This window comes from Candidatus Poriferisodalis sp. (assembly GCF_965198245.1).
Classification (GTDB): domain Bacteria; phylum Actinomycetota; class Acidimicrobiia; order Acidimicrobiales; family Poriferisodalaceae; genus Poriferisodalis.
The window spans coordinates 1,640,458-1,667,034 of sequence record NZ_OZ240249.1; the positions used below are offsets into that span (position 1 = coordinate 1,640,458).

The following is a 26,577-nucleotide window of genomic DNA, read 5'->3' on the forward strand; positions in this document are numbered from 1 at the left end:
CTTGCTCGCCACAGGGTCGGCGGAACGGCCCACCTACGAGGGACGCTTTGCAGTTGAAGCAGTCGACGGTACCGCGATCGTCGAGACGACGGGCACGGGCTACTCAGCGTATGTACCGGATGTCCCCGGCTGCATCGCTGTCGGGGAAACCTACGAGGAGACCGTGCAGCAGATGCAGGAGGCGCTCAGGTACCACCTTGAATGGATGCGCGAGGACGGCGACGAGATCCCCGAACCGATCTCGTCCGCGGCCCAAGTAGAGGTGTCCGCAGGCACCGACTGACATTCGGAGGTATCCCGGCCGACGCGGCAGAATTGCTGACCGTCGCGTGAAGGCGAACATGCCCGACACGAAACTGCTGATGCGCCTGAGCGTGTGCACGCTCCTGAATTCACAGCGCTGAGCATGGCAGGCTGCCGCGATGTCATTGGGGTCATTGGGCTTGCCGACGCAGCAACGGTCGATCCCGTGCGTGCTGATGCGCGGCGGCACGTCGCGCGGCCCCTATTTCTTGGCTGACGATCTGCCGACCGATCTCGACGTGCGTGATGCGGTGTTGCTCATGGTGATGGGCTCGCCCCAGGGACGGCAGATCGACGGGCTAGGCGGCGGCACGACCGTGACCAGCAAGGTGGCCGTGGTGGGCCCCTCGAGCCATCCCGATGCGGACGTCGACTACCTCTTCGCTCAGATAGATCCCGTCTGGGGCACGGTGGACACCAAGCCGACCTGCGGGAACATGCTGGCTGGCGTGGGCCCGTTCGCCATCGAGTACGGGCTCGTGCCAGCGGGAGATCCCACTACGTCGTTGGTTGTCCGCAACGTCAACACCGACTCCTTCATCGACGTTGTGTGCCAGACACCGGGAGGCGAGGTGAGCTATGACGGCGACTGCGCCATCGACGGAGTCGACGGCACGGCCGCGCCGATCGAACTGCGATTCCGCGGCATCGAAGGCTCGGTTACCGGCTCGATGCTGCCGACAGGACGCACGAGCGAGGTGGTCCCGGTCGCCAGTCGGCGCACCGACGGCCCGACGGAGGTCGAGGTCACGCTGATTGACGTAGCGATGCCGATGGTGCTGGCGCGGGCTTTGGATCTTGGCTGCACCGGTCGGGAGACGCCGGACGAACTGGAGTCCGACAGTGCCTTCATGGCCCTGATGGAGGCCATTCGCCGTGAGGCCGGTGCCCGGATGGGTCTTGGCGACGTGTCGCAGAGCGTCGTCCCGAAGTTCGGGATGCTGTCGGAGCCACTGCACGGCGGCACCATTGCTTCTCGCTACTTCACGCCGACCCAGTGCCATCCAACCCATGCGGTCTCCGGTGCGATTTGCGTGGCAGCGGCCTCGGTGATGGTCGGCACGGTGGCTGCGTCGCTGGCAGCTCTGGCGGCGGGTCAACCCGACGGCACTGGAGCCGCTGTCGGTGGCGTGCCCGTCGACATCGCAATCGAGCACCCGAGCGGCACGTTTGATGTCTCGCTGCTGGCGGAGCGACTCGCCGATGGCGTCCGCATTCACGCAGGCGGTGTCACCCGCACGGCCCGCAAGATCATGGCTGGGATGGCCTACGTGCCCATCGACATCTGGCCAGCCTGAAACCAAGCCGCCCCTCGAACCCGCCCGCCTCGAAGCTGAGCAACCCCCGTAGCTCGGGACAGCCGTGGCGGCCTCGTAGCGGCAGGCTTGTCGTGGCTGGTTCGTTGTGGCTTGCTGGCGGAGGGCTATTCGCGCTGCCACAAAGGCAGGGCCACCGGCACCGACTGCGCCCGTCCGGGCGGCTCCGTTCAAGTCTGAGCGGATAGGCGGCGATGCCCGGCAGCCCCGCTGTTCTCGACTTTGCGCAGAAATGCCGCTACAGGCGGCAAATTTGCACAGAGAACACTCGACGGCAGCTTTCACAGACGTCACCGATCCACCCGGCCTCTTAGCCTGTGGCGATGCGTAGGCGCCTTGCCGCTGTGGTGGCAGCGTTAGCGATCTTCGCGGCCGGATGTGGGAGCGAGACCGACGACGCTGACGGGTCCCTTCCCGCGACTCCCGCAGCACAGACGTCCGCCCCCACCACGACCGCCACCGGCGACCCGGCGACAGACGCCACAAGCGACCCGTCGGGCGTAGAGACCAGCGGCACCGAACCGGCGCCTGCCCCGACAGCCACTCCCGCCCCGACACGACAAGACGTCGCCGAAGCCCACCCCAGCGATGCCTACTTCGCCGTCGAGCGCGTGCTGGACATCACCATCGAGATCGCTGAGGAGGATTGGGACACGCTGCGCCACCAGACCCGGACGTTCGAGGACGTGATCGCAGAAATCAACAAGCACGGCCTGTCCCGGCCCTTTGCCGACATCTATGACTGGTTCGGGGCCACGGTGACGGTGGACGGCGAGACCCACGCCGACGTCGGCGTGCGCAAGAAGGGGTTCCTCGGCTCCCAGAGCGACACGAAGCCGGCCCTCAAGCTCCGCTTCGACAAGTACGTGGACGACCAGTCGCTCGGCGGGGTCATGGAGCGGATGACCCTGAACAACAGCGTCCAGGACCCCTCGATGATCAACACCTGCCTGTCGTACCGGGTCTTCGCCGCCGCCGGCAGTCCCGCGCCGCGCTGCAACTTCGCCACCGTGTCGGTCAACGGAAAGAACCTGGGGCTCTACGTCCACGTCGAGGAAATCAAGGCCCCGTTCCTGTCACGCCACTTCGAGAGCGCGGCGGGCAACCTGTACGAGGGTACGGTCAGCGACTTCACACCGGAATACCGCGGCACGATAGAGAAGAAGACCAACGAAGACGCCGCCGACTGGTCCGACATCGACGCCATGGTGGCGGCCCTGGGGGACCCCTCAGACGCCGGCCTGGAGGCGCTGGGCGAGATCGTGGACCTGGACCGGTTCCTCTCGTTCTGGGCGACGGAGGTGCTGGTGGGGCACTGGGACGGGTACGCCGGCGACCGCAACAACTATCACTTCTACCGGGAGCCCAACGGCCCCTTCGTGTTCATACCGTGGGGCACCGACGACACCTTCCACTTGAAGGACGACCCCAATCCCTTCGACAACATCTCCAACCCGCCCCCGTCGGTGCTGGCCCTCACGGCCATCCCGAACCGCCTGTACAACAACCCCGACTGGCGGGTCGAATACGCCGCCCGACTGACCGAGATCCTGGACACCGTCTGGGCCGAGGACGAGCTGCTGGCTGCAGTGGACAACATGGCCGCCATCGTGCAACAGCACGCCCTCCCAGAGGACAAAGCGACCGCCGCCGCCGACACCGAGCGGGTGCGCAAGTTCATCCTGAAGCGCAGAGGCGAAATCCTCGCAGACCTGACGCCCACGCCGCCCGACTGGCCCGAGCCGGCGTACATCCCGCCTGTTGCCCAGTCGGGAACCCTGGACGTCACCTTCCAGACGACCTGGGGAAGCAACCTGAGTCCCAACCCCCTGGAGAACGGGACGATCGACAACCTGATGCTGAACGGGTTCGAGGAATCGACCGAGCGCGTGGGAGTTTCAGCCGGTCACTCCAGCCCGCAGGAGAGTGTCCTGCTTCCGGAGGTTGACAAGCCCGCGTCGATCGTCGTTGCGGGACTCAACGACGACGGCTCCGTCTCCGGGATGACGCTGGCCGTGGAACTGGACCTGTTGGCGGCGGGAGCCACGCTGGTCATCGGCGCAGACGCCATCGCGGGAGGAATATGGTCCATCCCGCCCGGAGCGTCGACGCCGGACTGGTTCTCGCCCTTCACCGAGGGTGTGCTTGAACTGTCGACGGCGGGGACGACACCCGGCGCAGCCATCGTCGGCACCTTTTCCGGCGTATACGGATCTTCCCTGGCTCCCAGCGACGGCCCCGACGCCCCGGACGGCGAGGGCGCCGACCCCGGCACGGCACCGGTGGACGGTGGCCTGGTCATCAACGAGGTAGCCGCGAAGGGCGACCCCCTGGACTGGTTCGAGCTGCACAACCCATCGCCCGACCCGATAGCGCTCGACGGCTTCGAGGTGGCCGACAGCCTCACGGACGCCGGTAAGCGGGTCGCCTTCCCGGCCGGCACGACCATCGGGCCGGGCGCGTACATGCAGTTCAGGTTGGACAAGGACGCCTGGCCCGGCTTCGCCCTGGGCGGCGACGAGGAACTGGGCATCTGGCGGTTGGACGGCACCCACGTAGACAGTGTCGACTGGAAGGAGGGCCAGTCCGCCGAGGGCCAGAGCTACGCCCGCGTGCCCGACGTCACCGGCGATTTCCAGACCGTGGACAGCCCAACCCCGGGCGCCGCCAACCAGCCGTGATGGTTCTAACCGATGTCCTTGTCGAGGGTGACAATGAACAATGCGCACATGCGCGGTCGCAGGCGAGCCGCGGCACCTGCGGTTGTCGATGCTGGCCGATTTCAGTCCCAGTCGAGCCAGAGTTCCTCGGGACCCCGGAAGGTGATGTTCGGGAACGACCAGTAGTCCTGGGGCGGCAGCCGCAGCGAGGACACCTGCTGGGTCAGGATCTCGAGTGCGATCCGAGCCTCCATCCGGGCCAGGTTCGCTCCCAGGCAGAAGTGGATGCCCTTGCCGAAGCTGATGTGGCGGTGCGGGTCGGGTCGGTTGAAGTCGTAGCCGTTGACATCGAAGCTGTCGGTGTCGGCGAACGCAGACGGCTCGCGGTTCGCCGCTGCGAAGTTCAGGAAAACCCGCGTGCCCTTCGGCAACTGCACCCCGCCAAGCTCGGTGTCACGTGTGGTCACCCGGCGCCAGGCCACCTGGCTGGAGTCGAATCGCAGGGTTTCCTCGACTGCCGTGGGAATGAGCGACGGGTCGGCGCACAGGGCGTCCCATTGGTCGCGCCGAGGCAGCAGGCAGCGCAGCGTGTTGCACAGCAAGTTGGTGACCGGGTCGTGGCCGGCGAATGAGATCCCGTAGATGATCGACTCGACTTCTCGGTAGGTGAGGCCGGTGCCGCCTTCGGGATCCGGATCGGCGTCGTGGGCGTCGAGCAATTCCGAGCAGAAGTCGTCGGTGCGGTTGCGATGGCGCTCGGCCACGAATTCACGGCAGTAGCGCCAGTACGCCAGCATTCCTTCGGCCATGTGGGCCTGCTCGGCGGCCGTGGGTTTGCCCCAGGCGAAAGCCTTGCGGTTGACGCACCACGACTTGAGCATCAGGTCGTCTTGGGGCGGGAAACCGATGAAGCGGAACACGATCTCGGCTGGCAGCGGGAATGCCACGGCCTTGACGTAGTCAGCTGGCCGTTCGCCAGCCACCATCTCGTCGATCAACTCGGCGGCCCGGGAGCGCATGTAGTCCTCGAGCGTGCGCAGCCGACGTACCGAGAACCCGCCGCGGGTGTGGACGCGGATTCGCCCGTGGTCGGGCTCGGCCCGGTTCGACATGACCGCCTGGGGGTTGTAGTCCGGGGCGGACAGCACTTCGGCCGCCTCCGAAGCCAGCGGGAAGATGGGGTCTTGCACATTGGATGAGGCATAGGTGTCGGGGTCCATGAACACGGCCTCGATGTCGGCCATGCGTGTCACCACCACGTGACCCATCTCGGCGGCGTAGAAGACCGGGTGATCCTCACGCAACTGGTTGGCGATGGGGTACGGATCGGCCAGGTACTCATCGCTGAGAGGCGACCAGCTCTCGTGCACCGGGCAGCCCGGCGGTGGGGGCGCCAACCGATCTGGTGCGGTGTGGTACGAGTCTGTGCTCACCGAGCTGCCTTCCTGTGGACCGTCGTGCGCTCGCCGGTTCCGGCAACGCCTATCATCGTCGGCCCACGGGCGATTGGCTCAGATGGTTAGAGCGCTGCCTTCACACGGCAGAGGTCACTGGTTCGAGTCCAGTATCGCCCACACAATCGGTGCCGGTCTAGGCGTGGGAGTTCACCCATGCTCGGCGAGGTGATCGAGCAACAGCTCGGTGAAAGCGCCGGGCGCTTCGTCGGTGACGAAGTGGTTGACGCCCGGAAATGGGAATCGACTAGAGCAACGACTGGGGCGGCGCGGGTGCCTGCTGGGTGCTCGAGATGTTGTCGATGCCGTCGGGGCGGGCACCTGCGGAGTAGCCACGCTGATCGGGCGCGCATGCCCGGTACCCCGCCGCCGCAAGTGCGGTCAATTCGGCACGCCAGGTGTGGCGAGTCTGAGGAAAGCCATGCAACAGCAGGACTGCGGGTCCCTCAGCCGGGCCCGCGGTATCGACGGTGAATCGAAGCCCGTTCACCTCGATAACCGTGTTAGGGACTGCTGTGGGATCTGCCATGGTCCTTGCCTCTTCCGCCGCTAGATGGGCGCACAGCATGCCGCACCGGCTGCGACCGTGAGTGGCGTTCAGGGGGGCCGACCTGAACACTCGCCTACGATCATGCCAGCGACTGAAGTCGCCCCCCGAAGCGCTCGGCGAAGTGTGCTGCCGGAGCGCCGCCAGAACCGGGCCGCGGAGGCCAGGGTGATCATCGACTGCCACGGCCACTACACCACAGCCCCTCCACAACTTGGCGGCTACCGCGCCACCCAGCGCGCCGGCTTCGAAGCTGACCCGGCCCACGTCGGCACTAAGGGTGTGCTCGACATCAGCGACGACGAGATTCGCGAGAGCATCGAGCAGAACCAGCTGCGCCTGCAACGCGAGCGCGGCTCGGACCTCACCATCTTCTCGCCACGGGCCTCAGCCATGGGCCATCACGAAGGCAACGAGCACACGTCGCGGTTCTGGTCCGAGCATTGCAACGAGCTCATCCGCCGGGTCTGCGATCTATTCCCGGAGAACTTCGTACCGGTCTGCCAGCTGCCTCAGTCACCCGGTGTTCCGATCGACGGCTCGGTGCGCGAGCTGCGCCGCTGCGTCACCGAGATGGGCTTCGTCGGCTGCAACGTCAATCCCGATCCCTCCGGCGGCTTCTGGACCGGCCCGCCTCTGGGCGACCGTTACTGGTGGCCGCTGTGGGAGGCCATGACAGAGCTCGATGTGCCGGCGATGATCCACGTCAGCGATACCTGCAATCCGAACTTCCACACGACCAGTTCGCACTACCTCGGGGCCGACACCACGGCATTTGTCCAGATGATGATGTCCGATCTGTTCGTCGACCATCCCGACGTGAAGTTCGTGATCCCTCACGGCGGGGGAGCAGTGCCGTACCACTGGGGCCGATTCCGTGGCATGGCGCAGGACAGGGGCCTTCAGCCGCTCGATGAGTTGCTGCTGGGCAATGTGTTCTTTGACACCTGCGTGTACCACCAGGCCGGCATCGACGTGCTTGTCGAAGTGATTCCCCAACAGAACATCCTGTTCGCGTCCGAGATGGTGGGGGCCGTGCGGGGCATCGACCCGACCACGGGATTCAACTTCGACGACACCAAGCGCTACATCGACGCGGCCGATCTCACCGATGAGGCCCGCCGCATGATCTTCAGTGAGAACGCCTTGCGGGTGTACCCACGCCTGGCCGGCGCGCTGGAAGCCCAAGAGCAAATCGCTCAGACAGCAGGCCAGGAGGACTGATGGCTGCTCGACACGTTGTCATCCGCACGATCGAACGGACGGATTCAGCGAACATCGCGGGCTTGGGCGAGGCCGGCACGGCCACCGTGCACGAAGCCATCGGCCGCCGCGGCTACCTCGGTCCTGAATTGCAGCCCATCCAGCAGGGCATCAAGGTGGCAGGTTCAGCCGTGACGGTGATGTCCCACCCAGGCGACAACATCATGATTCACGCGGCGGTCGACGTGTGCGAGCCGGGCGACATCCTGGTCGTCACCAACACGGCGCCGTCGACACATGGCATGTTCGGCGACCTGCTGGCGTCGTCGCTCATGGCTCGCGGCGTGGTGGGACTCGTGATGGATGCCGGGGTCCGCGACACGATGGATCTGCGGGCAATGGGCTTCGCCGTGTGGACCCGGCACGTGTCGTGCGAAGGCACGGTCAAGAACACGCCAGGCTCAGTCAACGTGCCGATCAGCATCAATGGCGTGATCATCAATCCGGGTGATGTGATCTGCGCCGACGATGACGGCGTCGTTGCCGTGCCGCGGGGCGAGGCCGCATGGGCACTTGACCAATCGAACGCCCGCCTCGCCAACGAAAAAGGCAGCCGGGCTCGCCTGCAAGCCGGGGAATTGGGGCTCGACATGTACGGGCTGCGCCAGAAGCTCGTCGAACTCGGTGTGGAGTGGGTCGATTAATCACGAAGAGCAGAATCACGTCATGACGGCTGAGGTCATCGTCACCGGGACGGGTTCCCCTATCCCTGACGCTGAACGCGCAGGCCCCGGTGTGCTCGTGCGCTACGGCGACATGACGCTGCAGTTCGATGCCGGCCGGTCAACCGTGCAGCGGCTGGCAGGCACCGGCGCCTCGCATCGAGCGCCTGAGCTAACCGGTTCCAGAATGTCCACGGGCACTCTGACCTCATGGGCATTTCCGTCGAGGTGCACAATCTCGGCCCACTCGAGTCGGCCCGGATCGAACTCGCTGACCTCAATGTGCTCGTCGGCGAGAACAATACGGGTAAGAGCTTCTTTGCCACTGTGCTTCACCGCGTCGCCGCGTCCGCCGATGCATCCAATGCACCAGCTCGGCGAGACTTTGACGAGATCCCGGACCAGTTTCGAGACCTGATCGCCAAGCTCCTGCCCCTTGCGAGCAGTCAGGATCAAGCGCGTCTAGCGAAGGAGTTTCAACCCGACAAGAGCACGATGCGGTGGCTCGAAGCGGTTGCGACCGACCTTCTGAGGTCGTTTGGGAACGAGATCCGGCACGGGGTTGCAAGTGCGTACGGAACCACTCCCAGCGCGCTGCGCCGCCGGACCCTCACGGGTCCCGCTCCCGACTCATTCGTCCGCGTCGCTGAGAATGAAGATGCCATGGGCATGTCCTGGTCGGTTCTCGTCGGATTCGATTCCGATGACACCTATAGCGAGGACATCGATAGCGACGGCATTGAGGTAGCGCCTCCGAGCGTGAGCGCATGGCTCGCTCAGCTACTCGATGACGGCAACTTGGGCTTCGCGATGCGGTTCCTGTCGCCCGAGCGCATCGGTGCCGAACCTGAGCCTGCCGACATCACGAACGCTTGTTGGCGCCTGTTGATTGCAGCCGGCCGAGCAATCCTTCTCGCCGGCTGTCCGGTGGAAGCAGTGCATCTTCCTGCCGAGCGAGGCGGCATCGTTCAGAACGGCCGCGTGCTCGTGAGTCGGGCTCTCAGACAGATGACGCATCTTCCGTCAAGGCAGCCTCGCGACCCACATATGACCCGCACAACTATCGACTTGCTCGGACACGTCATATTGACCGGTACTCCATCGCCCGCGGGAACGCCTGGTTCCGAGTTGGCCGGGCTCGCCGCCTCCTTCGAACAACAGCTGGGCGCTTCGATCGAACTCGAAGACGAAGGCTGGGACATTCCCGCGATTATCGCCGTGACACCTGAAGGCAGATTCCCGCTGGCGCAGGCCTCGTCGATGTTGTCCGAGTTGGCGCCGCTGCTGCTCGTGGTCAAGCATCGGCTTGCCAGCGAGCACTGCTTGACGATCGACGAGCCGGAGGCGCATTTGCACCCTGAGGTTCAGCGCCAGGTCGCCTCATTCTTGGCGCAGCTTGCCACTGTTGGCACCACGGTCATACTGACCACGCATTCCAATTTCTTCGTCGGCCAGCTCAACAACCACATACGCGCCCACGCGCTGGCACAACTTCCGTCGCCACCCGACATGTTGCCGACGCCTTCCATCGACCCTGCTGACGTTCGTGCGCTGTGGTTTTCGCGTGGCAAGGGCGGGTGTGTCGCGGAGTCGATTGCGGTCGACCGAAGCGACGGCATCAACCAAGGTGTCTTCACCGGCGCAATGAGAGAGATGCACATCGAGACGGCGGGCACGATCAATCCCCTGCTCGAAGTCCCGGTCGATTAGATGGCCGCCGGTGCCGGCGTGCCTCCGTGTGAGCTGGCCGATTGTCCCGTCTGTGTCGTCCGCAGGGGATTGTTGGCGGTAGGCGCACGCGATTGGGGCGATGCCACTCTCTTCGATGATGACACTCCGGGTGATGTCCAATGCGAGGTCACTATCTGTGACCAAGATGACTGTTTGTGCCAATCGCGCCTCAAGATCGATGAAGACCGAGCGGCATACAGGGCAACTGCGGGTCGGTCAGAGGACACGAAAATGTGCGACTTCGCAGTGATCGCTGTGCTGCCTGAACGGAACATCGCCGCAGCAGTGGAGCTCAAGCTCGGTATCGCGCCGTGGCCTCGCTTTGGAGATCAGCTCCAAGAAGGTCTTCGGGTCCTCCATGACGAGTTCGGCCAGGCGGGCGCGCCGAGCGCTCCCAAGGCGTACCTCGCCGTCGGGAAGGAGCGCCATGAAATGCAGGAGTTCCTCGACGCCGAGGGAGTCCGGTTGGACTACGGACCGCGCCAGGTGCTGATCGAAGTGATCGATTGTGGTTCCTGCATTAACGTTTCCGAGGCGTGAGCAGGCCTTCCGGAATCCTTGCGGAGTAACGCGTCACGGGTCATAGCATCGGAGCGATGTCGGCAGGCGTGCGCTGCATGGTCATGCGGGGCGGCACATCCAAGGGTGCGTACTTCATGGCCGACGAGTTGCCTGACGATCCCGACGAGCGCGATGTGCTGCTGGCGCGGATTATGGGCTCGCCCGACCCGCGCCAGATCGACGGCATCGGCGGGGCGCATCCGCTGACCTCGAAGGTGGCCGTGGTGTCGCGGTCCGAGGATTCCGAGGCTGATGTGGACTACCTGTTCCTGCAGGTCGGCGTCGAGGATGGCTCGGTCAGCGACCGGCAGAACTGCGGCAACCTGCTGGCCGGCGTCGGGCACTTCGCCATCGAGCGGGGCCTGATCGCCGCTTCGGGTACGCAGGCGCAGGTGCGCATCCGCATGGTGAACAGCGACTCGCTGGCAACGGCGACGTTTCCGCTGGACAGAGGCCGTCCAGTCTATGACGGCGAGACGGCGATCTCGGGAGTGCCAGGCACCGCAGCGGAGGTTCGCCTGGACTTCGCAGACACTGCCGGCTCGACATGCGGCGCGCTGCTGCCGACCGGCGCGGCGGCCGACGTGATCGACGGCGTCGAGATGACCTGTGTGGACAACGGCATGCCGACCGTGGTGCTGCGGGCGGCAGATCTCCAGATCGCAGGAGACGAGGATCCAGCGGTGCTGGAAGCCAATCAGCCGTTCCGGGAGCGGCTCGAGAGCATCCGTTGTCAGGCGGGCAAGCTGATGAACCTCGGCGACGTGAGCGGAACGACGGTGCCGAAGATGACGCTGGTGTCGGCACCCCGAGCGGGCGGCAGCATCTGCACGCGGACATTCATCCCGCACCGCTGCCATGACGCCATCGGTGTGCTGGGCGCGGTCAGCGTGGCGACGGCACTGCGGCTGCCCGGCGGCACCGGCTCGGAGTTGCTGGGGCCCCGAACTGACCCGGTTCTCGTCCAGATGGAGCACCCGACGGGCATTTTCGCCGCACAGGTGGAGCTCGCGGACGGTCCGGACGGCCCGGTCGTGGGGCGCTCAGGCATCGTCCGCACAGCCCGAAAATTGTTCGACGGTGTTGTCTTCCCGAGCAGCGCAGCGATTCCCCGGGGCTCCTGATGCAACCCACGATCCTGCCGCCGCATCCCTCGCCGCACGCACCGGCAGCGTTCACGCCACCGCCCGGCGCGACCGATGCGCATTGCCACATCTTCGGGCCTGCGCACCGGTTCCCCTTCGCGCTCGAGGCCACCTACACCCCGCCCGACTCCGGCATCGACGACTTCGAGGTGCTGCAGGAGCGCTTGGGGTTGTCGCGGGCGGTCTTTGTGCAGGCAAGCTGCCACGGCACCGACAACGCGGCCATGGTGGATGCGCTCGTGCGGGGCAAGGGCCGCTATGCGGGCGTCGCGATGATCGACGAGTCGTTCAGCGAGGCCGACATCGCAGCGTTGCACGACGCAGGCGTGCGAGGAACCCGCTTCAACTTCGTGGCCCACCTCGGTGGTGCGCCCGACCTCGACGTGTTCTGGCGGCTTGTGGACCGGGTGCAGCCCTTCGGCTGGCACATCGTGCTGCACTTCGACGCGAAGGATCTGCCGACCTACGCTTGGCTGCTCGACCGCATGCCGTGCCCTTATGTCATCGACCACATGGCCCGGGTGGACGCGGCGGCTGGGGCGGGACAGGAGCCATTCGCAGCCCTGCTCGGGCTGATGTGCGATGAGCGCGCCTGGGTGAAGGTGTCCGGTGCAGAACGGCTCACAGCCGGCGGGACTCCGCCCTATGACGATGTCGTGCCCTACGCGCAGGCGCTCATCGCTGTGGCACCCGACCGGATCCTGTGGGGCACCGACTGGCCCCATCCCAACGTGCGGCACATGCCCGACGACGGCGACCTGGTGGACGTGCTGGCTGCGTTCGCCCCCGACGAGCAGACCCGAAACCGGATCCTGGCCACCAACCCCGAGACGCTCTACGACTTCGGCTGAGAGGCCGTGCGTTCACCCGGAGGTCTCGGATCGCCAGTGATTCGAACAGGAGTCCGAGCAGCTCTAGGTCACGCTTGAGGCGCCACGGTGCAGCTCGTAGAGCCGCGACCGCGAGCGATGGGTCGACAAAGTGGCGCTTGCTTGACCGTCTCAGTCGCTAGCGGGACCGCAGCCGGGCCGACCACTCCGGCTGATCCTCGATGTCATTCGGCATTTTGCAACTATTTGATACAACGATTTGCAACTCGCATATCTCGCATCGACTGACGCTTGGCGTCAGCCTCCCTTTGAGCCCTCGCCGCTCTTTGCCGCCATGATCGAGAACCGGGCCGCCGACGCCGGCGAGTCGCGTGACTCGATCGATGTGATCGCCGAAGTCGCGGCCGTATATGCGCTCCAGCGTGGCTGGTGGGTGTTTCGCGATGTCTTCGAGGTGTCACTTGAAGAATTCGGGCTCGACCGCCGAGCCATGCGGCTCGAGCTGGCCGAACGCTCGATGCGGATCGTGGATCGATCCTTGCCGGCCGTGGTCAACGTCGCCGAGCTTCCGCCTGCACGCAACGAGCCACCCCCGGCAGCGGCACCACAAGGGCGCGGGCCAGAAGCGGTGCAGGCGCGCCTGCTGGACGCGGTTCGCGATCTGCTCGCAGATCGGTCACCCGCGGATGTGACAGCGAAGGAGATTGTTGCCTCCGCAGGTGTGAACCACGGGCAGATCCACCACTATTTCGGGTCGAAGGAAGCCCTGGCCGCCTCGACGATTCGCCGGGAAGCGGGACGTTTCGTACTGGTCGGAATGGACGGCGGGCAGCGTTTCCCGGTGCTCGCCGACCCTGAGGTGCGCCCGCCGCTATGGAGGACGCTCGGCCATCTTGCGATGACGGGAGCGTGGCCCGGCAGCGACCCTTCCTCATCTCCCGTCATCACCGAAATGGTCAGGGTCCTGAGCCGCACCTTGGACCGGTCGCCGGGCGACCCAGTCGTGCATGCACAGGTCGCAGCGGTCCACAGTCTGCGGCTCGGCTGGGGCTCTTCCGGGACCCTGCCGAGCACGGACCTGGCGAAGCCCTCGCCGGCGCTGCAGCGGCCAATGCTGAGGCGGCTGATCTCGCCACAGTGCGCACGCGCGTGGCGCGGGTGTCAGCCCGCCTAGTGGACGAGCGCGCACTAGTGGTCTGAGGGCTCCTGGGCCCACCGCAGCCGCCGTCTAGGGTCTGCCCCGCCGTTGCGAGCAGGGGAGCGCAGTGAAGATCATCCTTGCCGGAGAGGGCGCGATCGGGCGCCGGCACATTGCCGCACTGCGTCGCATCGACGATGTTGAGGTAGTGGCTCTGTCGGGAGGCGTAGCAGAAGACACCGAGGCGTTTGCTGCCGAGTTCGAGATTGACCGCTGGACCACCGACTTGTCTCAGGCCCTCACGCTCGACGCCGATGCCGTGATTCTGGCCACGCCGACGCCGCTTCATGCTGCTCAGGCCATCGAGACCATGCGGTCAGGCAAGCACGTGCTGGTCGAGATACCGATGGCCGACAATCTCGCCGACAGCGAAGAGCTGGTGCGAGTTCAGCATGAGACGGGCCTCACTGCGATGGTGTGTCATACCCGCCGCTTCAATCCCAGTCACCAGTGGATCCACGAGCGCATCACCAGGCGTGAGTTGAAGCTGCAGCACCTCGTTGTCGAGACCTTCTTCTTCAGGCGCGAGAACCGAAACGCGATGGGCAAGCCCCGCACATGGACCGATCACCTGCTGTGGCACCACTCGTGCCATACCGTCGACTTATTCGGCTACCAGACGGGGGAGCCGATAACTGCCGGATGGGCGCAGCAAGGGCCGATGCACCCTGAGTTGGGCATCGCCATGGACATGACGATCGGCATGAACGTCCCGTCGGGCGCTCTGTGCACGCTGTCGCTGTCGTTCAACAACGACGGTCCGCTCGGGACGTTCTTTCGCTACATCTGCGACAACGGCACCTACATCGCTCGCTACGACGACCTTGTCGACGGCTACGACAATCCGGTGGACCTCTCAGGGGCGGCAGTCTCCAACGACGGCATCGAACTGCAGGACCGAGAGTTCATCTCGGCGGTGCTCGAGGGCCGCGAGCCCAACGCTTCGGTCAGCCAGTGCCTCGGGGCCATGCAAACGATCGACATGCTGGAGCAAACGCTGGCCGTCCCTGCCTAGAAGACGGATGCGCCCTCAATTGACACAAGTCCAGAGTTGGACGCGCTATCAAATGGGCCATGGCGGAGCTGCACAGGCCTGATGCCGAGGCCCTCGCCTTTGACGAGGCGTTCGAGCGCAATGGCACGATCAGGCCGCTGTACGAGGCGATCGTGCAGCGCTTCTCGGGCATGGACGCGGCCGAGCTGCGGCGCCGGGAACGCATCATCGAGGAGGAGTTCCGCCGCCAAGGCATCACGTTCACTGTCTACGGCGATGCAACGGGCACCGAGCGGACCTAGCCGACGGCATTGCGCCTGCCTGGCTCGTGCGGTCGTCGGCGGGGTTCGAACGCAACGCGTTCGGGATCAGCGTGCCCCACGATGCCCACTGCGTGATCGCCGGCATCGACCTGGTTCGTGACGTCGAGGGCCAGTACCGGGTGCTGGAGGACAACCTGCGCAACCCCAGCGGGATCAGCTACGTCATCGAGAACCGTGCGGCGATGACCAAGTCGTTCCGGCCCGATTCGACGCTGGGCGTGCCCGGACTGCTCGGCGCTATCCGTGCGCCAAAGCGGTCAGCGCCGGAACACGGGAGCAGACCGGCGGCGACGTGTTCGATGGCAACCGGCTGCTGGCGTTCACCCATTCGCTGCAGGCGGCCCGCCGCGAGATCGGCCACTCGCCGAGTTGGGCTGCGGTGGCGAGATTCCTGCTCCAGCACGCCGATCTGCCCTGATCGGTGCTGTGGTATCTGGGGCGGGTAGAGCAGCGACTCGAGGATCTGGCGGCGGCAGCAGGTGCGGTTGCGACGCCGCGTCACCGCGCTGGGGCACTGCGAGCGCACCTGGAGTACGGAGAACTCGACGGTTCGCTGGCGCAAGAGCCCGAGACCGAGTTGTCCGAGCTGGGCACGGCGTTGGCCACGCTTGCGACTGACGTGCACGCCAGCACGATCGCTGGTTCGGGCCTGGTCGAGGTGCATGCGCAATTTGTGCGCCCGGGTGATGGCGGGGATGCAGCGTTGTGAGGCTCGACATCGCTTACCGGTTGCATTTCCAATATGCGGAGCCGGTGACGGAGTCGCAAAACGAGATCCGCGTGCGTCCGCGCCACGACCTGCGCCAACAGTTGCTGTCGTACCGGCTGACTACAACGCCGGCGACGCGTGTGCTTGCGAATCGCGACTATTTCGGCACCACGGTTGACCATCTCGGGGTGCGTGCGCCCCACGAAGAGTTGCTGGTGGTGGCAGAGGCGTCGGTGGAGACGACGGCGATCGAGGCCACGCCTGAGCCGGTGAGCTGCGAGCGACTCGGTGATCAGCAGTTCCTCAACGAACATGTGGAGTACTTGGCGCCTTCGCAACACGTGCAGTGGGGAGATCTCATCAACGAGGTGGCCTCATGGGCCATCCGCTCGGCTGCCGATGACGTGCGTGAGCAGGTGCTCGGGATCGTTCAGGCGGTGCCCACCACGCTGACCTACGAGCGCGGCGCGACCTCGATCGGGGTGACGCTCGAGGAGTTGATCGACGGTGGTCGGGGTGTGTGCCAGGACTTTGCCCACCTTGCCGTAGGCATGTTGCGCTGCGTCGGCATCCCTGCCCGCTATGTGTCCGGCTACCTGTTCGCGCTCGACGAGACGCGACCCCCCGAGACTCGCCCGAACGCTGCCGAGGACGGGAGCGATTCGGCTGCTGGGGCTGGCAGCGGCGATGGGAGCGGTTCTAGCGACGGCTTTGACGCGGGCCAGCGATTCGCCGGCGAGGACATGTTTGTCGTGCAGCACGCTGATCCAAGCCCGGCAGCAGTCTCAGTGCAGACGCATGCCTGGATCGAGGCCGCCGTGCCGGGGCTCGGCTGGTACGCGCTCGACCCCACCAACGCAGGGGCCGTTGGCGAGCGCCACGTGGTGATCGGCCACGGTCGTGACTACAACGACGTCCCTCCGGTGCGCGGCGTCTTCAACGGCGTGGCGGAAGCTGAGGTTGAGGCCGAGGTGATCATGGCCCAGCCGACGGCGCCGCCTTCGATGGTCACCGAGCCGATCCGGCGCCAGGCTCGCGTCGCAGTGGGCTCCCCGGCAGAACTGGCCCAGCCGTCGGCCCATCAAGGCGACCAGCAGCAGCAACAACAGCAATAGCGCCCGCCGTCACGATGCGTGATCGATCTGTCACCAGGGATCAATCGGGTGCTTGCGCCCGTCGCGCGGCGGGCGCGGCGGCAGGGTTGCGAGCAGCCGTGCGACCAGGTCCCGGGTGTCGGCCGGGTCGATGATGTCGTCAAGCAGGAACGACCTGGCGAACTCCAGCCCGGTATTGCGCTCCTTCCACTCCGCGACCCGTTGCTCCCGGATCTCCCGGCGCGCTGCGTCGTCGGGTGCCGAGGAGAGTTCGTCTCGGTACACGATGTTCACGGCTCCCTCGAGGCCCATGCCACCGAACTCGGCGGTCGGCCACCCGACGATCAAGTCGGGCGCCAGCGCGTCTGAGCCCATGGCGTAGTACCCCAGCCCGTACGCCTTTCGCAGGATCACGGTCAGGATTGGCACGTCGGCTGCGCTCAGCGCCATCAGCGTCCGAGCGCTGTGGCGCACCAGAGCAGTTGCCTCCGCTGCAGTGCCGATCATGAAGCCGGGCGTGTCGCACACGAACAACAGCGGGATGTCGTAGGCATTGCACAGTTCGACGTGGCGGGAGAACTTCGCCGAGCCCTCGGCGTCGATAGCACCTGCACCGAACATCGGGTTGTTCGCAAGCACGCCCACGACGTGCCCTTCGATGCGGCACAGCGATGTCGAAAGGCAACGGCCGAATGTCGGCCGCAGCTCCATGACCGAGCCCTCGTCGGCCAGCGTGGCCACGATCTTGCGCATGTCGTATGCACGCCGGGGATTCTCGGGCACCATCGTGCGCAGCCGCGTCTGGTCAGGTGCGGTCATTGCCGACGGTGCCGCGATTCCGGTGAAGTACGACAAGTACTTCCGCGCAGCGTCGAGTGCGGCAGCTTCGTCCCCGACGACGAGTTCGACGGTGCCGATTCGTTCATGCATCGACATCGGCCCGAGCTCTTCGGGCGTGAGCATCTCGCCGGTCGCCGACATCACGAGTGGGGGGCCCGACAGTCCCAGCGTCGAGTCCTTGGTTGCGATGATGACATCGGATGTGCCAGCGATGTTCGCCTGGCCGGCGAAGCTCGGTCCCGACAGGATGGTGACGATCGGCACCAACCCCGACAGCCGCGCCAGCTGTACGAACGTGGTCACCGTGCCGCCGTCGTAGTGCAACTCGCTGGCACGGGCCCCGCCGCCTTCAGACCAGAAGATGATCGGCCAGCGGTTCCGCTCGGCCACTTCCATCATCCGGTCCATCTTGCGGTGGTTGCGGGGACTCTGGCTGCCGCCCATCACCGTGTAGTCGTAGGTGAAGGCACACACGGAAACGCCGTCGACGAGCCCGACGCCCATCACCAGGCCGTCCGCGGGAGCGTCGCCGAGCGAGCGCCGTTGAGGCTGTGCGAGTTGCCCGTACTCAACGAACGTTCCGGGGTCGACGAGTGCGGCGATCCGTTCGCGGGCAGTCCAGCGTCCACGAGCGTGTTGGCGAGCCACTGCGGTGGGGCGAGTTTCGTCAAGCGTGGCGTCGTGGGCGGCGAGGGCCTGGGCGAGCAGCGGCGAGATATCGGGTTCCGGTGGGGCTTCTTCGGTCACACGGCAAGAACCTAGAGATCGCGCGGGGAGGGCGCACTCGCGGCGTTAGGGTGCGCCGCGTGAAGCCTTCTGACGAAGCGCTGGCACACAGGCGGGCGCGAGTGGCCAAGCGCTGGGAGCTGACCGACGAGGTTGTGCTCCTTCGTGCGGGCGAGCCGGCGAGCTGGTCGGGCACTGATCAGCACTTCGCATTCCTGCCGCATCCCGATGTGGCCTACCTGACGGCGGTGGGTTCTCCCGGCACGACGCTGGCCTTCGACGCCGCAGCCGGCGAGTGGGAGTTGTTCGGGCCCCGCTTCAGTCCCGAACGGCTCGTGTGGGAGCAGCCGCCGACGCCCGTCGGCCGGCCGCTCGACGAGCTGGAGGACTGGCTGGCGCAGCGCAGCGACCGCACGCTCATCGAATTGGGCGCCGGTGCTGCGATGCCCGAGGTGGTGTCTGCCGCCTCGAATGACGAGGCTGAGTCCACGGATGAGGCCACGTCAACGGATGAGGCCACGTCAACGGATGAGGCCGAGGAAGACACAGCGGCGGACGATCAGTCCGACCCGTCGCCCCCCGCAACGGTGTTGCGGCTGAGCGCCGCCGTCGCGCTCGAACGCATGACCAAGGACGAAGCCGAGCTCGACGACATCCGGCGAGCCGCCGCAGCCAGCGCTGCCGGCTTTGAGTGGGTGTACCGCAACGCCGTTGGGGGCATGACCGAACGACAGATCCAGATCGGGATGGAGGCGCAGTTTTTTGCTGCTGGAGCGCCTCGTGTGGCCTACGACAGCATCGTGGCATCGGGTGCCCACGGCGCCTACTTGCACTATGTCTATGCGGGCGACGACCCGCTTCGCCCCGCGACCCGCGCCGTGGAGGCAGGCGACCTGCTGCTGATCGACGCCGGCGCGCAATTCGGCGGTTACGCCAGCGACGTGACCCGCACGATGGTGGTCGGCGCCGACCCCACCGATGAGCAGGAGTACCTGTGGAAGCTGGTGCTCAGCGCCCAGCAGCAGACGATTGATATGTGCCGCCCAGGGATCCAGTGGCGCGAGGTGCACCTGGCCGCTGCACGCACGTTGGGGGCGGGACTCGTCGAGATGGGAGTGCTGCGGGGAGATCCGGCCGAACTGGTGACTGCGGGCGCTGTAGCGCTGTTCTTCCCCCACGGGCTCGGCCACCTGCTGGGCTTGTCAGTGCACGACGCCAGCGGATTTCCGCCCGGCCACGAGCGCAACGATCACCCGCAATTGCGGTACTTGCGCACGGACCGGGGTCTCGAACCCGGCATGGTCACGACCGTCGAGCCGGGCATCTACTTCATCGACGCGCTGCTGTGCGATCCAGCTCGGCGCGAGAAATTCGCCGAGAGCGTGTTGTGGGAACGAGTGGAAGAATTGCGGGGATTCGGCGGCATCCGCATCGAGGATGACGTGTTGGTGACCGATGGCGAACCGGAGGTGCTCACCGCAGCGATCGCCAAGCCGATGCGCATCGGTTGAGAGGGCGGGTGTGCGACGATCGAGAGTGCCCCCGCAGTGCTGCCGGACTCGTGCGACGGCAGGCAGAGCGGCATGAGTCCGAGCGAGCAGAGCTACGACGCCATCGTCATCGGAGCGGGCGTCATCGGCACCGCGATCACCTGCGAGCTGGCTCGGCGCGGCTGGCGTGTGCTGGGCGTTGACCGCAACCCCGGTGCTGGCCAAGGCTCCACCAGCGCTTCGTCGGCCATCGTGCGTTTCACCTATTCAACTCGGGCCGGAGTTGCCATGGCCTACGAGGGCCTGCAGTACTGGCTGCGCTGGCCGCAGCACGCCGGGACGTGCGACGAGGCCGGCTACGCAGGGTTCAGCCAGTGCGGCATGGTGACCCTGCTCAGCGACGCTGAGGATCACCTGCTGCCGGTCCCGCACTTCGATGCGCTCGGCGTTCCCTACGAGATCTGGGATTGCGGCGAGACCGTCGCCCGGCTCGGCCCGCTCGACCTGTCCCGTTTCGGCCCGCCCCGCCAGCTCGGCGATCCTCAATTCTGGGCCGAGCCGACCTCGCAGCTGCGGGGCGCGCTCTGGTCGCCCGAAAGCGGCTACATCGGCGACCCGCAACTCGCCGCCCACAACCTGCGGCTGGCGGCCGAGTTGGCCGGCGCCGAATTCCTCTTCGGCGTGACCGTGACTGGGATCGCTGGCGCCGGCCGGGCCGAAGGCGTCGTGCTGGCCGACGGCACCGAGGTGGCGGCGCCGGTCGTGGTGAATGTCGCAGGACCGCACAGCAGCGCTGTCAACGAGCTCGCTGGCGTCGTCGCAGACATGTCCATCACCACGCGCCCGCTGCGCAAGGAGGTGTACCACGTGCCCCCGCCGCCGGGCGCGGACTTCGAGCATGACGGCGTGGTCATGGCCGACGTTGACTGCGGCTGCTACGTGCGGCCCGAGGTAGGCAACAACATGCTCATCGGCTCCCTCGAGCTGGACGCGACGGACTTCGAGTGGCTTGGCACCGACGAGATCGATGACTGCTCGCAGGATCTCAGCCGGGAGCAGTGGGAAACCCACGTCCTGCGGTTCGCCCGGCGCATGCCGGACCTTGGCCTGCCCCGCCAGCCGCGGGGAATCGTCGGGGTGTACGACGTGACCGACGACTGGATCCCCATCTATGACCGCACGTCGCTTGATGGCTTCTATGTGGCCATCGGAACCAGCGGGAACCAGTTCAAGAACGCGGCGGTAGCCGGTCACTGCATGGCCGAGCTGATCGGAGCTGTGGAAGCGGGCCATGACCACGACACCGACCCCGTCGTCGTGACCGGAAAACACACCGGCTTCGACATCGACATGGGCACCTTCTCCCGCAGGCGCGATCTCCACGGCTCGTCGATGTCGGTGCTCGGCTGATACCGAGCACGCCTTGTGGCGCGAGGCGCCGGCCCTGCACTCAATGGGGACTGCTTGTGCAGGGCCGGCGCCGAATGTGCCTAGCTAGGGCGGTGGGTTGTGTAGAGGTCCTCCAAGTCGATGACTGACAGGGCATAAGTGCCCCTGTGGTAGGTGGATCCGAACACGGCGATGAAATAGGTGCCGGACGTCGGGACTTCGAGCACCAGATGGGCCTCGAGGTGCGAACCGCTGCCGCCGTCGAAGGCACCTGAGATGCGCTGACCATGCGCGTCGTGGAGCCAGAGTTTGGAGTTGCCCAGCGTGCCGACGCCGCTGCCCTCGCCCTGCGCGTCGATCTGATAGCGCCGACCTCCTTCGAGCTCGACCCGGAACCAGTCCTTGTCGCCCGCAAGGTCGATGACGCCCGATACCGCCGTACCCGTGACCCACGAGTCGTTGATGTAGATCAGTCCCTCGGTGCCGGTGTCCTGCGCCAGGTCGCCGGGGGGCAACGTCGTATCCCGCGCTGTCGGTGGCCGAGCCGTGGTGTCGTGCACGCGCAGCCGGTAGTCGCCCGTGCCATTGTCGGAACCGATCGTGACCAGGTAGCGCCCGCCGGTGCCAGGCGAGAACCAGCGACTGACCCTCCAACCCGGCTCGTGCCAGCACTCGCGCGAACCTGGTCTGCGCTCGTCAGGTGTCTCCGCCGAAGCGATCCCGTGGATGCAGTTGAAGATGCCTGAACGGTTCCGCTCGTACATCTGGATGTAGTAGGTGTGACCCGCCACGGCATCGATGGCGAACGTGTCGCGGTCGCCGTGGGTGTTGACGGTGCCCAAGAACTCGTCAACGAACTGGCCGTAGTTGTTGAACTCGAGAGTCAGCGGTTCAACCCCGGGGACGTCGTCGGGCGGCAAGTCGATCTCGTGGACTTCGACCTCCCAGCTAAGCGGACCGGTTGCATACCGGAAGTGGAACCAGCCCATGTCGCCCACCTCGATGTAGTGGGTGCCGGTCTCCGTCGGCCGGAAGTTGATGTAGCCGCTGGTATTGGATGTGCCGTATGGGTTGCCGTCGAAGGAATGTGATCCGGTGATGAGCTGCCCATCCGGGTCGTGCATTCCTGCGATGAAGATCCGGCGCTCGCCGTCCGTCGAGTTGAACGTGCCCTCGATGCGGTAGGCCTGCCCGGCCACCAGGTCAACGGCCACCCAGTCGGCATCGTCCTTTCCGCAGAAGTCGTCGCTCGCGCTGCCGCCAACCGCCACGCTGAGCGGCGTCGAGGCGTCCGCAACTGTGTCGGGATGCGTTCCGCAGAAGTCCGGAGGCGGCCAGGGCGGCTGCGGCGGGTTGTTGTCTTCATCCTGGCGGGCCGTCACCGGCTCGGACGTTGTCGCGTCAGCGCTCTTGCCAGCACCCTCGCCGTCTGCGTAGGTCACTGTGGCCCGCAGGTACATGCCCACGTCGTCGACCGTGGGCATGTAGTGATCTTCGGTCTGGCCGTCGATGGGATCGAAGCTGCCGTCCAGGGCGGCGCTCTCAGACCATTCCCATGTCATGTCATCAGAGGGCCCGTCGACGTCCGACAGGGTCGCCTCGACCATTGCGCCTTCTTCGGGGGCCATCGGTGCAAGCTCCACCAAGCCGGGTTCATCCACGTTGGTCACATCGACACTGACGGTGTGGAATGTCACGCCTCCGGCGGTGTCGACGGCTGCGAATTCGAGGTCGTAGTCGGGCACGGTCTCGAAGTCGAGTTCCTCTGCAATCCTGATCTGTTTCGTCGCGGCATCGAGCTCGAATTCCGATTCGACGCCGGTGAAGAGGAGCGTCACCTCGTGCCCGTCGTAATCGGTCGCTTCAAACGGAGCGCCGATGAGCGTCCCGACCTCGGCATCCTCGGGAATGCTGAGTTCCGATGGCGTAGTGACGAACTGGGGCGGGTTGTTGACGCCGTCGTTGTCGGCGATCACGATCGTCTTTCGGTCGGTCGGGATCACCGTGTCGCCGATGTCGAGCGGCTGCGGCAGGGGGGACTCGAAGTACAAGACGAACGTCTCGCCCGGCTCGTCCTCGGTGTCGTCGGTGATCTCAATCTCGATCTCGCCGGTCAACGTGTAGTCGCCGGAGGAGTCGACCGTGAACGAACCGACCTCGAACGTGAAGACCCGGGATTGGAATCCGAAATCCGCAGTCGGGTCCGCGGTCACCGGCGCTGTCGTATAAAGGAACGCCACACCCTCATGGAGCCCATTGACATCTTCGAAGGTCCCGGGCGTATTGCCATCGTGTACCCGGATGAAGAACGGGACGGTCACACTGCCCGCGGCCTCGCTGACGTGCACGGTAGAGGCATCCCAGGAGACCGTGATCGGCACGTCGTCGTCGATCAGCGCCGTCTGTGCCTCTGATTCAGAGCCAACCTCGTACGTTGCCTCGCTGTCAGCGATCGTGATCGTCACGACGCCCACGGGTTCGACCACCAGATCGTTGACGATGATGAAGTCGAAGCTGTACGACGCCTCGCCAGCGGGGATCGTCTCGGTGAACGACCGCTCGATCGCGTCGGTGAAGACCACCCCGGTCTGCCGGGAGTCGAGCTGCACCTCGAGATTGTTCGCCGGGACCGGGCTGGCGTGGAGCGTGAAGCTCATGGGGCCGTCGGGTTCGTTGTGAGTGGTCGCCCCGGCCGTGATCGTGACGGTAGGGACCACCTCTTGCCGGGCCCCGTTGTCCGCTGCCTCTGCGGGGGCCGACGGAAGAAAGAGCACCAGCAACAGAGCGCTCGCACCGGCGAGCAAGCGGCTAGCTGAAGACCTCCTTGTCTTCATTTTGCAGTCCTCCTGTAATGGTTCTGTAATGAAACGTACGACGCACTTTCGGCGCCACATCGTCAGGAGGGCTATGAATTTGGCGAAATTTCGGTAACAAATCGGCCAATTGATGGCTTATGTCGCTGAATTTCCTGTCATTTGAAGCCAGCGGCTGGCCCGGGACCGGACCACGGCCGACCTGCCGGCATGTGGCGAGCTAACGCCAAGCACTGGGTCTGATGGTTCGCTTGGCTAACGCCAAGCGAACACTGGCTGTTCGAGCTCGTCGACCCGGGTGTTGAGGCCGTCGTAGGCGACTGCTCGGAACTGGTAGAGCACGGCGCCGGTGGGTGCGTGGATCAGGTCGCCGCCGATGGGAATCTGGACGACGGGGCGATCGCTCTCGGGGATGCTCACGAATCGCGGCGAGTCATCGCGGGTCAGCTCGCGCATCGAGACTCGGTGTAACGACGCCACCTCGGCGGGGTTCGCTACCGGATCACGGTCGTCCGACAGCCAGAACACGAAGGGGCTGATGACATAGCCCGAGCGGGTGGGGTAGTCATCGAGGCGGCCCAGCAGATCGTCGCTCGTGAGCTCCAAGCCGACTTCCTCGGCGGCTTCCCGCATGGCAGCTTCGAGTGCCGTCTCGCCGTCATCGACTCGCCCACCGGGCAGCGCCCACTGGCCGCCATGGCCGCGCAGGTGCGAGCCCCGCCGGGTGAGCAGCACTGCAGCGCCCCCCGCAGTTCCCTCGACATCGCCGGTGAGCGTGGGGTCGTTCTCCGCGCCGGGGATGTCGGCGAGCATCTCACGACGCTGCTCGGCGTTTATGCCGCCCATGACCGGATCAGCTCGGTGCCGCTCGGCGTCACTGTCGAGCACGATCACCGCCACGGCTGCGTGCTTGCGCCCCTCACCGGGGTGCTGGCGCACGTCGTGACGAGCCAGGTTCGCCGTCAGCCGATCCCGGAGCATGTCATCGTGCGCGATCTCGCCAGCCGCGGGCTCAGTCGGCATAGCCGGAGAGTCTGGCATCCCGCCGACCCGGCCCGCCGGTCGGCGGGACTCTCTACGATCGCTAGGCGTGAATGCGCAACGCCAGATCGTGCTGGTGGGCTTCCTGCAGGCGCAGAACTGCACGACGATCCCTGCGGCTTGGCGGCATCCCCAGGCTCGCCATGACGTGACCAGCTTCGATTACTACCGACACATCGGCGAAGTGCTCGAAGCCGGCTGCTTCGACCTCGGTTTCTTCGACGACCGGCTCGCGATGCCCGACATGTTCGGCGGCGACCATCGGCACACCGTCGAGGCGGGCATCCGCTGCGTCAAGCTCGACCCGGTCACGGTGCTGACGGCAATGGGCATGGCCACCGATCGGCTCGGCTTGGGAGCGACATACTCGACGACCTACTACGAACCGTTCCACGTGGCCCGGGTATTCGCCACGCTCGACCATCTCACCGGCGGGCGCGCAGCGTGGAACGTTGTCACGTCGGTGAACGACAACGAAGCGCGCAATATGGGCCTGGCCCAAGCGCCCGCGCACGATGAGCGCTACGACCGTGCCGACGAGTTCATGGAGGTGGTGCACGGCCACTGGGACACCTGGGAGGCCGATGCCATTGCAGCGGACCGTGCAGCAGGGCTGTATGCGCACGGCGACCAAGTGCACCGGCTTGACCACCGGGGCCGCTGGTTCTCGTCGCGGGGGCCGTTCACCGTGCCGCGCACGCCGCAAGGCCATCCGGTGGTCATCCAGGCCGGCCAGAGCGGTCGGGGCACCACCTTCGCCGCCCGCTGGGGCGAGCTGCTGTTCGTGACTCACGTGCGGCTGGATGCAGCTACCCAGCACTACGCCTCGGTGAAGTCGCAGATCGAGGCCTTGGGGAGAGATCCCGACCAGGTGAAGATCACGAACCTGACGTTCCCCGTGGTGGGCCGCACGATGGCCGAGGCCGAAGACCGCCGCGCCGCCTACGACGAGCTGCCGACGCTGGTGGACGACCTGTCGCTGCTGTCGGAGGGGCTGAACTTCGACTTCGCCAGCCGCGACCTAGATGAGCCGCTGTCCGACGACGACCTCGATGCCATGACCGGCATCCAGGGCATCCGCAACCAGGTGTTGCAGATCACCGGACGAGCCAATCCCACGGTGCGAGACTTCGTGCAGGTGTCGGGGCGGGGTCGGTTGGCGCATCCCACTGTCGGAGGCCCCATCGAGCTGGCCGACTACTTCGAGGAATGGTTCGCTGAGCGTGCCGTCGACGGGTTCGTGATCGCCGGGACGCACATGCCGGGGGCCTTCGAGGACTTCGTCGAGCTGGTCGTGCCCGAACTGCAGCGCCGCGGCCTCTTCCGCACCGAGTACGACGGCACCACGCTGCGGGACCACCTCCGCTTGAGTGTCCCCACGCCGGGAGCCTGGCGTTTGGCATAGGCGCCGCCTCGACGGCCACGACTCTGCGCAGAAATGCCGCCACAGACGGCAAATTTGCGCAAAGAATCGTGACAGCGGCGTTT

The 26,577-nt window shown here is 65.9% G+C and carries 23 protein-coding genes, 1 tRNA gene and 1 pseudogene; 20 read left to right on the top strand and 5 right to left on the bottom strand.

Features of this window, described 5'->3' with window-relative positions; translation table 11 throughout:
• The first annotated feature begins 1 nt into the window (after position 1).
• The 3 genes from ACOCMM_RS07530 to ACOCMM_RS07540 all read left to right on the top strand — a co-directional run bounded on the left by ACOCMM_RS07530 (position 2) and on the right by ACOCMM_RS07540 (position 4,300).
• On the top strand, positions 2–283 hold the full coding sequence (locus tag ACOCMM_RS07530) for a type II toxin-antitoxin system HicB family antitoxin (RefSeq protein WP_419552563.1): 282 nt from the start codon (positions 2–4) through the stop codon (positions 281–283).
• Between the two features lie 139 nt (positions 284–422).
• Entirely contained in the window at positions 423–1,601 is a 1,179-nt protein-coding gene (locus ACOCMM_RS07535; RefSeq protein ID WP_419552564.1) for a 4-oxalomesaconate tautomerase, read from the top strand.
• A 341-nt stretch (positions 1,602–1,942) separates the two neighbouring features.
• Positions 1,943–4,300 carry a CotH kinase family protein gene (locus tag ACOCMM_RS07540; RefSeq protein WP_419552565.1) on the top strand — a complete coding sequence of 786 codons (2,358 nt, stop codon included), beginning with the start codon at positions 1,943–1,945 and terminating at the stop codon, positions 4,298–4,300.
• 101 nt (positions 4,301–4,401) lie between these two features.
• Here ACOCMM_RS07540 and ACOCMM_RS07545 read toward each other — a convergent pair whose 3' ends face one another.
• The gene (locus ACOCMM_RS07545; RefSeq protein ID WP_419552566.1) at positions 4,402–5,712 is read right to left on the bottom strand and encodes a cytochrome P450; all 1,311 of its coding nucleotides are present in this window, start codon (positions 5,710–5,712) and stop codon (positions 4,402–4,404) included.
• Between the two features lie 67 nt (positions 5,713–5,779).
• Between ACOCMM_RS07545 and ACOCMM_RS07550 the strand changes: the two genes are divergently transcribed.
• Positions 5,780–5,853 (top strand) — tRNA-Val (locus ACOCMM_RS07550).
• Between the two features lie 127 nt (positions 5,854–5,980).
• On the opposite strand, the gene ACOCMM_RS07555 is transcribed toward ACOCMM_RS07550, so the two are convergent.
• Positions 5,981–6,262, bottom strand: a complete 282-nt coding sequence (locus ACOCMM_RS07555; protein WP_419552567.1) for an alpha/beta fold hydrolase — start codon at positions 6,260–6,262, stop codon at positions 5,981–5,983.
• Positions 6,263–6,448: 186 nt separating this feature from the next.
• Between ACOCMM_RS07555 and ACOCMM_RS07560 the strand changes: the two genes are divergently transcribed.
• The 13 genes and pseudogenes from ACOCMM_RS07560 (at position 6,449) to ACOCMM_RS07620 (ending at position 16,811) form a co-directional block, all read left to right on the top strand.
• On the top strand, positions 6,449–7,504 hold the full coding sequence (locus ACOCMM_RS07560) for an amidohydrolase family protein (protein ID WP_419554838.1): 1,056 nt from the start codon (positions 6,449–6,451) through the stop codon (positions 7,502–7,504).
• Positions 7,504–8,187, top strand: coding sequence for a 4-carboxy-4-hydroxy-2-oxoadipate aldolase/oxaloacetate decarboxylase (locus ACOCMM_RS07565; RefSeq protein ID WP_419552568.1), 684 nt, complete (start codon positions 7,504–7,506; stop codon positions 8,185–8,187). Before ACOCMM_RS07560 ends, ACOCMM_RS07565 begins: the two co-directional genes overlap by 1 nt.
• A gap of 228 nt (positions 8,188–8,415) precedes the next feature.
• Complete coding sequence (locus ACOCMM_RS07570) at positions 8,416–9,915, top strand: AAA family ATPase (RefSeq protein WP_419552569.1); 1,500 nt, start codon at positions 8,416–8,418, stop codon at positions 9,913–9,915.
• A gap of 252 nt (positions 9,916–10,167) precedes the next feature.
• Entirely contained in the window at positions 10,168–10,476 is a 309-nt protein-coding gene (locus tag ACOCMM_RS07575) for a hypothetical protein (protein ID WP_419552570.1), read from the top strand.
• 56 nt (positions 10,477–10,532) lie between these two features.
• Positions 10,533–11,621 carry a 4-oxalomesaconate tautomerase gene (locus tag ACOCMM_RS07580; RefSeq protein ID WP_419552571.1) on the top strand — a complete coding sequence of 363 codons (1,089 nt, stop codon included), beginning with the start codon at positions 10,533–10,535 and terminating at the stop codon, positions 11,619–11,621.
• The gene (locus ACOCMM_RS07585) at positions 11,621–12,493 is read left to right on the top strand and encodes an amidohydrolase family protein (RefSeq protein WP_419552572.1); all 873 of its coding nucleotides are present in this window, start codon (positions 11,621–11,623) and stop codon (positions 12,491–12,493) included. The genes ACOCMM_RS07580 and ACOCMM_RS07585 overlap by 1 nt, the downstream gene beginning before the upstream one ends.
• A 313-nt stretch (positions 12,494–12,806) precedes the next feature.
• Positions 12,807–13,646 (top strand): helix-turn-helix domain-containing protein, encoded by an 840-nt coding sequence (locus ACOCMM_RS07590; RefSeq protein ID WP_419552573.1) that lies wholly within the window; start codon positions 12,807–12,809, stop codon positions 13,644–13,646.
• A 91-nt stretch (positions 13,647–13,737) separates the two neighbouring features.
• The gene (locus ACOCMM_RS07595; RefSeq protein WP_419552574.1) at positions 13,738–14,685 is read left to right on the top strand and encodes a Gfo/Idh/MocA family oxidoreductase; all 948 of its coding nucleotides are present in this window, start codon (positions 13,738–13,740) and stop codon (positions 14,683–14,685) included.
• Positions 14,686–14,744: 59 nt separating this feature from the next.
• Complete coding sequence (locus ACOCMM_RS07600; RefSeq protein WP_419552575.1) at positions 14,745–14,966, top strand: hypothetical protein; 222 nt, start codon at positions 14,745–14,747, stop codon at positions 14,964–14,966.
• A 26-nt stretch (positions 14,967–14,992) separates the two neighbouring features.
• Positions 14,993–15,124, top strand: a pseudogene (locus ACOCMM_RS07605) (circularly permuted type 2 ATP-grasp protein); the annotation flags it as partial.
• Between the two features lie 155 nt (positions 15,125–15,279).
• Entirely contained in the window at positions 15,280–15,405 is a 126-nt protein-coding gene (locus ACOCMM_RS07610) for a hypothetical protein (RefSeq protein WP_419554923.1), read from the top strand.
• Positions 15,406–15,408: 3 nt separating this feature from the next.
• Positions 15,409–15,696, top strand: a complete 288-nt coding sequence (locus tag ACOCMM_RS07615) for a hypothetical protein (RefSeq protein ID WP_419552576.1) — start codon at positions 15,409–15,411, stop codon at positions 15,694–15,696.
• On the top strand, positions 15,693–16,811 hold the full coding sequence (locus tag ACOCMM_RS07620) for a transglutaminase family protein (RefSeq protein WP_419552577.1): 1,119 nt from the start codon (positions 15,693–15,695) through the stop codon (positions 16,809–16,811). The genes ACOCMM_RS07615 and ACOCMM_RS07620 overlap by 4 nt, the downstream gene beginning before the upstream one ends.
• Before the next feature lie 30 nt (positions 16,812–16,841).
• On the opposite strand, the gene ACOCMM_RS07625 is transcribed toward ACOCMM_RS07620, so the two are convergent.
• On the bottom strand, positions 16,842–18,377 hold the full coding sequence (locus ACOCMM_RS07625; protein WP_419552578.1) for an acyl-CoA carboxylase subunit beta: 1,536 nt from the start codon (positions 18,375–18,377) through the stop codon (positions 16,842–16,844).
• Positions 18,378–18,436: 59 nt separating this feature from the next.
• On the opposite strand from ACOCMM_RS07625, the gene ACOCMM_RS07630 reads away from it, so the two are divergent.
• Together ACOCMM_RS07630 and ACOCMM_RS07635 are read left to right on the top strand one after the other, a co-directional pair.
• Positions 18,437–19,867 carry an aminopeptidase P N-terminal domain-containing protein gene (locus ACOCMM_RS07630; protein WP_419552579.1) on the top strand — a complete coding sequence of 477 codons (1,431 nt, stop codon included), beginning with the start codon at positions 18,437–18,439 and terminating at the stop codon, positions 19,865–19,867.
• Positions 19,868–19,939: 72 nt separating this feature from the next.
• The gene (locus ACOCMM_RS07635; RefSeq protein WP_419552580.1) at positions 19,940–21,256 is read left to right on the top strand and encodes an NAD(P)/FAD-dependent oxidoreductase; all 1,317 of its coding nucleotides are present in this window, start codon (positions 19,940–19,942) and stop codon (positions 21,254–21,256) included.
• An 80-nt stretch (positions 21,257–21,336) separates the two neighbouring features.
• Here the strand turns inward: ACOCMM_RS07635 and ACOCMM_RS07640 are convergent, their stop codons facing one another.
• Positions 21,337–24,069 carry a hypothetical protein gene (locus ACOCMM_RS07640; RefSeq protein WP_419552581.1) on the bottom strand — a complete coding sequence of 911 codons (2,733 nt, stop codon included), beginning with the start codon at positions 24,067–24,069 and terminating at the stop codon, positions 21,337–21,339.
• A 234-nt stretch (positions 24,070–24,303) separates the two neighbouring features.
• On the bottom strand, positions 24,304–25,071 hold the full coding sequence (locus ACOCMM_RS07645; RefSeq protein WP_419552582.1) for an NUDIX hydrolase: 768 nt from the start codon (positions 25,069–25,071) through the stop codon (positions 24,304–24,306).
• 67 nt (positions 25,072–25,138) lie between these two features.
• On the opposite strand from ACOCMM_RS07645, the gene ACOCMM_RS07650 reads away from it, so the two are divergent.
• On the top strand, positions 25,139–26,494 hold the full coding sequence (locus ACOCMM_RS07650) for an LLM class flavin-dependent oxidoreductase (RefSeq protein WP_419552583.1): 1,356 nt from the start codon (positions 25,139–25,141) through the stop codon (positions 26,492–26,494).
• Positions 26,495–26,577 lie beyond the last annotated feature (83 nt).

Bases quoted from the DNA above. Each gene is read 5' to 3' on its own strand.
- ACOCMM_RS07535 (WP_419552564.1), top strand. From the start codon at position 423: ATGTCATTGGGGTCATTGGGCTTGCCGACGCAGCAACGGTCGATCCCG.
- ACOCMM_RS07540 (WP_419552565.1), top strand. From the start codon at position 1,943: ATGCGTAGGCGCCTTGCCGCTGTGGTGGCAGCGTTAGCGATCTTCGCG.
- ACOCMM_RS07555 (WP_419552567.1), bottom strand. From the start codon at position 6,262: ATGGCAGATCCCACAGCAGTCCCTAACACGGTTATCGAGGTGAACGGG.
- ACOCMM_RS07565 (WP_419552568.1), top strand. From the start codon at position 7,504: ATGGCTGCTCGACACGTTGTCATCCGCACGATCGAACGGACGGATTCA.
- ACOCMM_RS07570 (WP_419552569.1), top strand. From the start codon at position 8,416: ATGGGCATTTCCGTCGAGGTGCACAATCTCGGCCCACTCGAGTCGGCC.
- ACOCMM_RS07575 (WP_419552570.1), top strand. From the start codon at position 10,168: ATGTGCGACTTCGCAGTGATCGCTGTGCTGCCTGAACGGAACATCGCC.
- ACOCMM_RS07580 (WP_419552571.1), top strand. From the start codon at position 10,533: ATGTCGGCAGGCGTGCGCTGCATGGTCATGCGGGGCGGCACATCCAAG.
- ACOCMM_RS07585 (WP_419552572.1), top strand. From the start codon at position 11,621: ATGCAACCCACGATCCTGCCGCCGCATCCCTCGCCGCACGCACCGGCA.
- ACOCMM_RS07590 (WP_419552573.1), top strand. From the start codon at position 12,807: ATGATCGAGAACCGGGCCGCCGACGCCGGCGAGTCGCGTGACTCGATC.
- ACOCMM_RS07600 (WP_419552575.1), top strand. From the start codon at position 14,745: ATGGCGGAGCTGCACAGGCCTGATGCCGAGGCCCTCGCCTTTGACGAG.
- ACOCMM_RS07635 (WP_419552580.1), top strand. From the start codon at position 19,940: ATGAGTCCGAGCGAGCAGAGCTACGACGCCATCGTCATCGGAGCGGGC.
- ACOCMM_RS07640 (WP_419552581.1), bottom strand. From the start codon at position 24,069: ATGAAGACAAGGAGGTCTTCAGCTAGCCGCTTGCTCGCCGGTGCGAGC.
- ACOCMM_RS07645 (WP_419552582.1), bottom strand. From the start codon at position 25,071: ATGCCGACTGAGCCCGCGGCTGGCGAGATCGCGCACGATGACATGCTC.